General features: G+C 51.5%; 8 protein-coding genes and 1 riboswitch. Of the genes, 3 read left to right on the forward strand and 5 right to left on the reverse strand.

Features of this window, described 5'->3' with window-relative positions; translation table 11 throughout:
* Positions 1 to 86 precede the first annotated feature (86 nt).
* The 3 genes from AGRI_RS02220 (at position 87) to AGRI_RS02230 (ending at position 2,413) form a co-directional block, all read left to right on the forward strand.
* The gene (locus AGRI_RS02220) at positions 87 to 1,571 is read left to right on the forward strand and encodes an FG-GAP repeat domain-containing protein (protein WP_008983388.1); all 1,485 of its coding nucleotides are present in this window, start codon (positions 87 to 89) and stop codon (positions 1,569 to 1,571) included.
* An 81-nt stretch (positions 1,572 to 1,652) separates the two neighbouring features.
* Positions 1,653 to 2,024: a fluoride efflux transporter FluC gene (locus tag AGRI_RS02225; RefSeq protein ID WP_008983389.1), complete on the forward strand. Its 372-nt coding sequence runs from the start codon at positions 1,653 to 1,655 to the stop codon at positions 2,022 to 2,024.
* Positions 2,015 to 2,413 (forward strand): fluoride efflux transporter FluC, encoded by a 399-nt coding sequence (locus AGRI_RS02230; RefSeq protein ID WP_008983390.1) that lies wholly within the window; start codon positions 2,015 to 2,017, stop codon positions 2,411 to 2,413. The genes AGRI_RS02225 and AGRI_RS02230 overlap by 10 nt, the downstream gene beginning before the upstream one ends.
* Positions 2,414 to 2,502: 89 nt before the next feature.
* Here the strand turns inward: AGRI_RS02230 and AGRI_RS02235 are convergent, their stop codons facing one another.
* The 5 genes from AGRI_RS02235 to AGRI_RS02255 all read right to left on the reverse strand — a co-directional run bounded on the left by AGRI_RS02235 (position 2,503) and on the right by AGRI_RS02255 (position 9,506).
* Entirely contained in the window at positions 2,503 to 5,670 is a 3,168-nt protein-coding gene (locus AGRI_RS02235; protein ID WP_008983391.1) for an amidohydrolase family protein, read from the reverse strand.
* A gap of 171 nt (positions 5,671 to 5,841) precedes the next feature.
* Complete coding sequence (locus tag AGRI_RS02240; protein WP_008983392.1) at positions 5,842 to 6,213, reverse strand: DUF3718 domain-containing protein; 372 nt, start codon at positions 6,211 to 6,213, stop codon at positions 5,842 to 5,844.
* A 110-nt stretch (positions 6,214 to 6,323) separates the two neighbouring features.
* Positions 6,324 to 6,407: riboswitch (cyclic di-GMP riboswitch) on the reverse strand.
* A gap of 143 nt (positions 6,408 to 6,550) precedes the next feature.
* The gene (locus tag AGRI_RS02245; protein WP_008983393.1) at positions 6,551 to 7,558 is read right to left on the reverse strand and encodes an ArsA family ATPase; all 1,008 of its coding nucleotides are present in this window, start codon (positions 7,556 to 7,558) and stop codon (positions 6,551 to 6,553) included.
* A complete protein-coding gene (locus AGRI_RS02250; protein ID WP_008983394.1) occupies positions 7,549 to 7,833 on the reverse strand; it encodes a cory-CC-star protein in 285 nt (94 codons plus the stop codon). The genes AGRI_RS02245 and AGRI_RS02250 overlap by 10 nt, the downstream gene beginning before the upstream one ends.
* Positions 7,830 to 9,506 (reverse strand): carbon starvation CstA family protein, encoded by a 1,677-nt coding sequence (locus AGRI_RS02255; RefSeq protein ID WP_008983395.1) that lies wholly within the window; start codon positions 9,504 to 9,506, stop codon positions 7,830 to 7,832. The genes AGRI_RS02250 and AGRI_RS02255 overlap by 4 nt, the downstream gene beginning before the upstream one ends.
* Between the last annotated feature and the right edge of the window lie 116 nt (positions 9,507 to 9,622).

The following is a 9,622-nucleotide window of genomic DNA, read 5'->3' on the forward strand; positions in this document are numbered from 1 at the left end:
CATAAACACCAGCCAAACGGCTGCAAAAACAAGCAGAAAACGTCAACACGCCCTAATTACAGCCATAATTTCAACCGGATCTGATTATGTTAAAACTGCTTCAAACCAGCCGCTGCTGGTTGTTAGCCCTGTTATGCCCGGCCCTGGTGCAGGCCTTTCCGATGCATAAGGTCACGGTACCACTGGGTCACCCGGCTAATGGCAGCATACTGCATTTACCCGAACAGCGACAGTTGTGGGTATCGGGTTTTAGTCAGTACGAACGCTGGTTAACTCAGGTCGATTTAAGCAGTTATCAAACCCGCAGTATCGCTGTGCCGGAGCAGGCGCAATACTTCAGCCAGGCGAAGTTAGCGGGACAGGATGCAGAGCAGTTGGTATTACTGACCCTGGATGGCATTTTACAGCTGGAACAACGCGATGGTCAGTTTAGCTGGCGGCAGTTGCTACGCACTGAGTCCATATTTCGGGTGATCGATCCGGTAAGATTGCGTGAGCGCAATTTTAGTCTTGATTTGGGATCCGGCCTGAGCGATTTTTTGATCCCGGATTTTCAAGCCTATCACTTGTTCCGGCAGCAAGCGGATGGCAGCTTTCGCCACTACGCACTGCCGGTCAGCGCCAGAATTCAAACCTGGAATAATAACCGTGCCGATTACAGTGGCCGGCGTTTTTATCCGTTGGATGCCAATCTTGATGGTTTGACCGATCTGTTGTTTGTGCAGGAAGGAAAGCTGCAAATCTTTTTGCAACAAAGTGATGGCAGTTTTAATACTGAGCCCTGGTTACCTGGCTGGCCTGTTACGCTGTCGACAGAGCAGCAAGCCGACCAGCGCTCAGATGCCGGACGCAGCTACAGTGGACAGAATATCAGCAGTCTGGAAGAGGTCCGCGATCTGGATGGTGATGGCATACCGGATCTGGTGGTCCGGATTGAACAAATTGCCGATGCCCTAGAGCGTAGTGCGCGTTTTCAGGTTTACTTCGGCCGCCAAATTGAAGCAGGCCTGAGCTTCCCGGCGCAATTTGATACCGAAATTAAGGTTGATTCTGTGCCGACGGAAGTGGTGATTGCTGATTTTAATGGCGATGGCCGGGCAGATTTCTATATTCCGACTACGAAAATCGGTGTAGGTACCATAGTGCGGGTATTGCTGCGCGGCAGTGCTAATCTGGATGTCGACTTTTACTTGCTGGCGGATAACCGGCGTTACCCCGCCAAAGCTAATTTCCGCCAGCAGGCGAAGATAGATGTCAGTATCAGCAATCTGCGCTTTGATATGCCATTGTTTGAGCTGGTGGATTTACGCGGTGATGGTCGTAAGCATCTGGTGCTGGGCGAAGCCGGTAATGAACTGCGTTTTTTTGCGCCCGATGCCAGAGGCCTGTTCAACCGCAACAGCGACCGGGTACAATTCATCTTGCCGCGGGATGCCAGCCGGGTGCGGGTGTTTGATCTTACTGGTGATGGTAAGAGCGATCTGGTGCTGCCTTACGATAGCCTGGATGCTGAAGGACAGCGTAATCAGCTGATATTACTGTTTTCAGCTAACGGTGATGCCGGTCTTTAAGCTTGGTGCTAAGTTGCAGCAGCACCTTGACGCTAAGCGGCTGACTGGTCAAGATAAGAATTTTGCTAAGGACGCCCGCCGTTGTTATATTTTTGGATGCTCTGCGCTGCCGCCGCGGGTGGTGCCTGTCGCTTTCTGATATCCAATTGGGTCGCCCATTACTGGCAGCGCCCCTTTCCGTTACCCACCTTGCTGGTTAACCTGAGTGGTGCTTTGCTGCTGGGTGTGCTTTGGGCTGGTCAAACGGCGCAGCAACTTAGCCAAACGCAGTGGCAAATTTATGCGCTGGCGGCGCTTGGCAGCTTTACCACGGTATCGTCACTTAACCTGCAACTGGTCAGTTTATTGCGTAATCATAACCGCTTCAGCGCCATTTTTTATCTGCTATTCAGCGTCTTGGGTGGCCTGGGTTTATTGCTGTTGGGCAGTTATTGGGGGCGCTGGTGGTGGTAAGGCTAAAAGAAACCTTAGCAGTGGCGGCCGGCGCGGCCTTGGGCTCAGCGCTGCGTTTAGCGCTTAGTGGTCTGTTACTGCCGTTAGCATGGTGGCCGGTCGCGACCCTGGCGGTTAATTTGCTCGGCTCGCTGTTGATTGGTTGGTTGGCGCTGGTCAGTCAGCCGGCTGGACGCTATCCGATGCCAGCCTGGCAACAACAATTTTGGCTGAGCGGGTTTTGTGGCGGCCTGACAACTTTTTCGTTATTTAGTCTGGAATTACTGCAGCTGCTAACGGCAGGGCAGCTGCTATTGGCTGCGGGGTATGTGCTATTAACATTAATCGGAGGGGCGGCATTGTGTGCTTTCGGGATGCGTGTGGCCGAGCCTGCGCGTGTTGATGTTTAAAACAAGCAGCAAACGTCAACAAGCCCTAAGCCAGCAGATAAACGACGGTAGCCGGCTACAAGCGTAACCGGCCACTCTGCTGTCAGCCTTTAGCGGGCTTCAAAATAAAACGGCTGACGCTGGCGCTCTCTGGTGCCAATTTCATGCATGGTTTCAGCGTCAAACAAGCGACCATTGACCATGGTATAGACTACCTGATCGGTTACCCGGATATCACTTAGTGGATCGCCGTTAATCACAATCAGGTCGGCCAGCTTACCCACTTCAATACTGCCAAGCTGATGATCCATACCGAAGGTTTTGGCCGGATTGAGCGTGGCGGTGCGTAGCGCTTCCAGCGGTGTCATACCGCCCTGGGCAAACATCCAGATCTCCCAGTGTGCTCCCAAACCCTCACGCTGGCCATGAGCACCAATATTGGCGACTACGCCGACATCTTTTAATTCATTGGCGGTTTTTACCACATTAAAATGATTATAGTGATGCTCAGGCGCAGTCGGCCGGCGCATACTGCGTGGTGCCAGCTGGTCCATCGGCACATAGCGGCGTAAGCGTGGGTGCTTCCAGACTTCAGTTTTATCGTACCAGTAGTTTTCGCCCCAGATACCACCGTAAGCCACGTTCAGCGTTGGGGTATAGGCGGTCCCACTGGCTTGCCACAGCTGCTTGATATCGTCATACACTTTGGCTGCCGGTAAGGCATGTTCAATAGTGGTATGACCATCAACAATCATGGTCAGGTTGTGCTGCATCAGTGAACCACCTTCCGGCACCACCATCATATTCAGCTCTCGTGCGGCCTGAATGACTTGCTGGCGCTGGTTACGGCGCGGTTGGTTATAACTTTTCACACTAAAAGCGCCGACTTTTTGTAACCGGGTCAGGTGAAATTTTGCATCTTCCAGACTGTCAATATGCGAGGTGTAACCGGCTCCTTCGGCACCGTAAAGAATGGTACCGGTAGAAAAAATCCGTGGTCCGGCGATCTGGCCGCTGCGTTGCAGCTCGCTGGCGCTGAAGATCTCACGGGTATCGTTAGACGGATCGTGAATACTGGTGACACCAAAGGTTAACGAGGCATAGTTTTGCCAGTTTTGTTGCGGGGTGATTTGTTGTACGCCCTGACTGCCATGTGCATGGGCGTCAAACAGACCCGGCATCAAAGTTTTACCGCTGATATCAAAGATCTTAGCCTCTTTTGGGATAGCAACTTCAGCCCGGCTACCCACCGCAGTGATCTTATTGTCAGTAACCAGTACCACTGCGTCCTGTAACACCTGGTCGCCCTGCATGGTAATGACCTGGCCACCGACAAAGGCTACGGTACCACGTGGGATATCGGCCGCAACACTAAAGCTAAGATTGGTTACCTGCGGCTCCGGATTCGCTTTAGCGTCAACCGCGAATAGTCCGCTGACTTGTTGCTGATAAAGCTCCGGGCCAAGGCTCCAATACAGGCTGCTGCTGTCACCCGCCCAGCTGATATATTCACCGGCGCGCACCGAGAGTTGTTTTACCGGAAATTGCTTGTCGTTGGCGCCAATTTCAATCGGCCGGCCGCGCTCGACAAAGGGTGTGACAAATACCTTAAAGCGATCAGCAAAAGCCAGATATTTACCATCCGGCGACAGTTTAAACTCAGTACCAAATTTGGCACTGTATAGCGCCTGTTGCGTATGTTTGGTCAGATCGATACTAATCAGCCGGGGCGCACTGCCAAAATCCATGGCATAGACTTTGTCATTACTGGCACCAAACATTGGGGCGCGGCCGTTACGGGCGATCAATTCAGCTTCACCGCCGCGGCTACTGATTTTATACAGACCGGTATTGAGCGACCATTGTTTCGGCAGTAAGCTGCCAGCGCCGATTTTACGGTATACCACGGTGCGGCCATCCGGGCTAAAGGTCGGTTCGATATACTTACCAGGTTCGCTGGTCAGTTTAGTGACGCGGTTATTGCGTAAATTCAGAATATTCACCGCTCCCTGATTCTGGTCGTTCCAGCTCACATAAACCAACTCGCGGCCATCACGTGAAAACTGCGGATAGAATTCAAAATCGGTGGTTTGTCGCGTCAACCGCCGTGGCCGCGGATTCGCTAAGTCAGTGATATATAAATGGCCAAAAGCAGTGAAGACCGCTTGCTTACCATCCGGTGACACCTGGACAAAGCGCAGCATTTTGGCGTCTACCTGGTTCTGATCCAGATCCTGCTGTACCCGCAGTGCGGTTTGGATCTGTTTAGTGCTATTGACACTAAAGGGGATGGTGGAGACGGTTTTATCTTTTAACTGCAGCTTTTTAATTTCGCCACCGGCCCAGAACACTAAATGCTGATTATCCGGCGTCCAGCTGAGGGTAGGGTAGACACCATGAATAGCCCAGGTTTCCTGCATATCACGATCGAGGCCATCGTAGAGTTTAATCTGTTCGCCACTCGTCAAATCATAAAGAAACAGTGTGCTTTGAAAATCGACGCGGCGGATATAAGCCAAATATTTGCCATCCGGTGAGGGTGTGGGGCGGATCGCGCCACCGGCACCCCCTAACAGCAGCTCAATAGCACCGGTAGCCCGCTCAAAACGTTTGATGGTATAGATACCGCTTTCCGAATCCTGGCTGTAGTGAAAGGTTTTGCCGGGAGTATCGTCCTGCGAGAAATAAATATATTTGCCATCCGGTGAAAATGCCGGCTCGCCCAGATCTTTCTGGTCATTCGGTCGTTCAGTCAGCATCACGCCGCTGCCACCGCTGATATGATATTGCCAAACCTCACCGGCTCCTAAAGAGCGGCTGGCGGTAAAATGTTTACGTGCCACAATAAACTGGCCGTCGGGGCTCCAGGCCGGGCTATTCAGTAGGCGGAAGGTTTCTTTAGTCACCGCACGTGGCTCAGAGCCATCGGCATTCATAATCCAAATATTGTCACCACCATCGCGATCTGACGTAAACGCAATGTATTTCCCATCCGGACTAAATACCGGCTGCATATTCCAGGCAATATCATTGGTCAGGGCTTTGGCCTCGCCGCCGGCCACCGGCATGGTATAAATATCCCCCAGCAAGTCAAACACGATAGTCTTGCCATCCGGACTCACATTAACGTTCATCCAGCTGCCCTGTTGCACCTGAATATCGACAGTTTTAAATTCACCTTGCGGCGCATTAACCTGCCACGCAGGACTGTCCGTTTCGGCGTGCAACATCAGGCTGGTGAGTGCCAGAGCGAGCAGGCTGGGTTTAAATTTATGCATTGCAAATCCTTAGTATTGTTCTGATGGGATATCTGCACAGAGTGACATAAAGGATCAGGGATGTTAAGCCGTTGCGCCGGTAGATGCGGTAGAAGTGGGAAAGCGACAGACAAAATAAAAACGGCACCTCAGGTGCCGTTTAGTGTAACTGGTTTTGAGCCTTAATCAGGCTTAGCCGCCTGCGCGCGCTTGCAGTGATTCGATTACCGGAGAGCTGCCAAAACCATTGCTTTGTGCCCATTCGATATCACCAGAGGCTGCCACCGCACTGCTTGGTAACTGCTTGATGATAAAGTCTGCAGTATCGTTAGCACCGCTCTTAATCGCGAAACGGACCAGGGTTAAACCATCGCAGTTGATACCGCCGTAGACGTTACTTAAACGTAAACGGTTATCAGACAAGGTTTTCCGCAGGGCGTTACGGTTATCGGCAGCCACATAAGCACAAATTGACTGCGCCAGCTGATCGTTGGCGGCAACAGGAGCACTGACAAAAGCTGTGGTAGCGATGGCAGCGGCAAGTGTTAAGAATCTGAATTTCATATAAAACTCCGAGGTTGTACCTTTACGATCAGGTGTAATTATAGGTCTAAAATACACCGAAAGACAGCACAGCACCCCGGTTGAGGGAACATATCAGACCAGCGTCCGATTATGGCAGCCCGGCTATCATAGGTTTCCCGTTAGATCCGCAGCTTTGCGTGACCATCCTTTCAGATGTCGTGCCTTTCGATGGCGCGCATTCTAAGGAATGGCTAAATTATATGCAAGTTAAAAATCTCGGTAATCACGATAAATAAACCAGAATACCAGCCAAAATTCATTTTAGCTGGTGATCCGATTCAGAGCGGGCGGCTAGGGTATGTAAAATGGTTTCACGTTATAAACCTGCCTGTTGCAGCAAGCCGGCCATTTTCTCCAGAGCCGCCAGGCCCTGAATATCGGTTGGCTGCAGTGGCACCCGGTAGCGATTCAGTTTATTAAATTCGGTTTCAATCTGGGCCAGATGGCTTTGTTCCAGTTGCCGCCGCTGCGCCAGAAAGCTGCCGTCAGCTTCAGCCGGCAAGATCCGGTTAACCACTAAACCTGCCAGTGGCAGTTTTTCCGCCAGTAAGCTTTTCACTGCGCGTCCTGTCTCCATAATAGGTAATTTCTCCGGTGTTAAGACAAACAACAGCGCGCAGCGTGTTTTATCCAGTAAAATTTCCCGGGTGCGTTGCAGTAAGCGCTGCCGCGCCAGTAGCGTTTCAGTGATCGCTTTATTACGCTCATCCATGCCGGCGGTGGCATGCTCAGCGGGGTCAATTAACGGGTTGTCGATGTCACGGCCAGCTTTGGGTGTTAAATGTCCCAGTACATCGCCGAGTTTTTCGGAGCGTTTATTGGCATTGAGTAAGCCCTGAGTCCAAGCGGCCATGGCTTCCGGTAAACTGAGTAGACGTAAGGTATGGCCGGTAGGGGCCGTATCGAAAATCACCAGATCGTAGTCGGTTAATCCCAGTTCAATGGTATTGGCGATCCGCTCCAGCATTGCCGCTTCCTGCGCACCGGGCGATTGACGGGTGAGGCGCATTTGCCGCTCAATTTCGCTAAACATCTCTGGCCTGGTAAAGCGCTTTAACTGGGCGGTGACTTTAGCCAGATGCTGCTCAACTTCGCGATCCGGATCCAGTTCCAGCGCATCTAAATTTGGTGCCAGCCGGGTGATGTTATCGCCAATCTTGTCCCGGCCAAAGGCGTCTGCCAGGCTATGAGCCGGGTCAGTTGAAACTAACAACACCTTTTTCCCACGCTGGCTGGCTAACACAGCAAGGGCGGAGGAGACGGTGGTCTTACCGACACCACCTTTACCACCGATCAGTAAGACCTTTTTATCGGTTAACAACATTTAAAATTATCCAGCGGTGAATGCTCCATGCCCATACGCAGATGCCAGTCATGGAAGCGCTCCATTAACAGAGGTTGCAATTCAAGGGTATAGTAACTGGCGGGGTTAGGTACACCCATCATTTCAGAGAAGATGAGTAACATAAAGAGGTCATCCTGCTCCCGCTGCGCGCGGGCAATTGCCGAGCGATAGGGGGCATTGTAGACCTCTTCCACATAGAAGTTGGCCTGGCGGAACCAGGCCTTCACATTATCTAACTTTAAATCGAGTTTCATGCTTTCGCAGTTTTGTTCTCTTTGATTTGTTTCGTTAGTGTTGCACCAGATTCCAGGATCACCAGAATAGCCGCAACCAGAATCACCAGGTCCAGCGTAAACAGGAACCAGTCACCTTTGTCATAGAAACTCTTCAGCTGAATCAACAAGCCAAGGGTGGTCATCGTCAGCAGGAAGATCAGCGGTGCTAGGGTGTACCACATTGGACGACCCAGCTTCACCAACATCACCGTAATCACCAGCAGTGTTAAGCCGGCTAACAGTTGGTTAGTCGTGCCGAACAGAGGCCAAATCAGCATACCACCTGAGCCATCACCACCGGCACCGAAGGCCAGCAACAGACAGCTACCTACGGCTAACAAAGTAGCCGGCGCGGCTTTTTGCATCCAGCTGATATTATAAATACTGCCCCATTCCTGGAAGATGTAACGCTGTAAGCGTAAACCGGTATCCATCGTAGTGCCGGCAAACAATACCACCATTACGGTGAGCAGGGTTTGCGATAATACTGCATCCAGACCGATACCATCCTGCAGAATGTTGGCGCCACCGCGGATAAAGGCACCGACACCACCCTGGCCAAAGCTGTGGTAAATGGCTTGCCAGTCAGCGAGGGTTGCGAAGCCAGCTGTTGCGGCAATAATGGCGGCCAGCGCTAATGAACCTTCACCAATAGCACCAAAGTAACCGACAAAACGCACATCCGGCTCTTTATCCAGCTGTTTAGAGGTGGTACCGCTGGAAACCAGGCCGTGGAAACCGGAGATAGCACCACAGGCAATGGTCACGAACAATAACGGCACCAAGGACGGTGTGCCCTCAGGAACTTCAGTGTTAAAGGCTGGCGCTACGATATCAGGGCTGGCAAAAATCACCGCGGCGTACAACAAGCCTAAACCGATAAACAGCTGGATACCATTGATATAGTCACGCGGTTGCAGCAGTGCCCATACCGGTAATAAGGACGCGATAGCGGCATAAACAAACAACAGGATAATCCAGGTTTGACGGTCGTTCAGGCCAAACATGACTTCTGTTGGTAACGCCAGTGGGAACATCGGACCGGCATAAATCATCGCGTACAGCGCAACAACACCGATGATGGTGACCATCAGTAAGCCGATTAACTTACGATAAATCAGCTGACCGATAATCAACGCCACGACAATGGCACCCCAAACCGGCACGGTGGCACTGGGGAAGCTGATAAGTTGGTTAGCAATAACGACCGCAAACACTGCATTGACCATCAGCAGTACCAGGAAGATAACGATCATAAAGATGCTGCGGGCACGTTTACCAACGATATCACCGGTCAGAGCGCCAATCGATTTGGCTTTGTTACGGCTACTGGCCCAGATGGCACCGGCGTCATGCACCCCGGCGAAGAAGATGGTACCAAATACCACCCATAAAAAGGCTGGAACCCAACCCCAGATTACGGCGATAGCAGGGCCGATAATAGGTGCGGCACCCGCTACTGACGTAAAATGGTGACCCCACAGGATATATTTATTGGTGGGTACATAGTCAACGCCATCCTGCATTTCATGTGCTGGCGTACGGAAATTCGGATCTACCTTGAAGATTTTTTCGACGATAAATTTTGAATAGATGAAATAGCCAAGTGCCATGGCACCAAGGCCCATCAACATCAATAGAATAGCATTCATGCTACTACCTCTTAGTGGGTTTAAGACCAACTAAGCATGGTACAGCAATCGCTTAAACACCAGTATGCGACCAAAGTCGTAGGGCGTGTTGACGTTTGCTGCTTATTTTTGCAGCT

It is taken from the genome of Alishewanella agri BL06, assembly GCF_000272005.1.
Lineage (GTDB): Bacteria > Pseudomonadota > Gammaproteobacteria > Enterobacterales > Alteromonadaceae > Alishewanella > Alishewanella agri.

Excerpts from the sequence above, each read along its gene's own strand:
- AGRI_RS02220 (WP_008983388.1), top strand. The coding sequence starts at position 87 with ATGTTAAAACTGCTTCAAACCAGCCGCTGCTGGTTGTTAGCCCTGTTA.
- AGRI_RS02235 (WP_008983391.1), bottom strand. The coding sequence starts at position 5,670 with ATGCATAAATTTAAACCCAGCCTGCTCGCTCTGGCACTCACCAGCCTG.
- AGRI_RS02240 (WP_008983392.1), bottom strand. The coding sequence starts at position 6,213 with ATGAAATTCAGATTCTTAACACTTGCCGCTGCCATCGCTACCACAGCT.
- AGRI_RS02245 (WP_008983393.1), bottom strand. The coding sequence starts at position 7,558 with ATGTTGTTAACCGATAAAAAGGTCTTACTGATCGGTGGTAAAGGTGGT.
- AGRI_RS02250 (WP_008983394.1), bottom strand. The coding sequence starts at position 7,833 with ATGAAACTCGATTTAAAGTTAGATAATGTGAAGGCCTGGTTCCGCCAG.
- AGRI_RS02255 (WP_008983395.1), bottom strand. The coding sequence starts at position 9,506 with ATGAATGCTATTCTATTGATGTTGATGGGCCTTGGTGCCATGGCACTT.